This window comes from Streptobacillus felis (assembly GCF_001559775.1).
GTDB classification, from domain to species: domain Bacteria; phylum Fusobacteriota; class Fusobacteriia; order Fusobacteriales; family Leptotrichiaceae; genus Streptobacillus; species Streptobacillus felis.
The window spans coordinates 1-235 of the sequence record NZ_LOHX01000269.1 but is presented as its reverse complement, the minus strand read 5'-3'; the positions used below and the strand labels follow the sequence as shown (position 1 = coordinate 235).

Genomic DNA, 235 nt, shown 5'->3' with positions numbered 1-235 from the left:
AGGCATCAATACTGTTCCAGCACCTATACTTGAATCGAACATTTCGGACAATCCTTTAGTTGATGCAACATGTAATTCTTTAATATTTTCTAACCAGTTATCTTTAAATATATTAGATGATAGTTCACAATTTAAGAAGTCATTATCATTTAATACTTCTGCATTAATAGCTATTTGGACTGTTCATGCATTTGTAGTTAAGACTTCTCTTGAAGTATTAACTATATCTACACCT

Annotated in this window: 1 protein-coding gene; it reads left to right on the top strand. The window is 29.8% G+C overall.

What is annotated here, in order from left to right; genetic code table 11:
- Positions 1-235, top strand: a 235-nt coding sequence (locus AYC60_RS09065; protein WP_197416969.1) for a hypothetical protein, incomplete at both ends; no start/stop codon positions are given.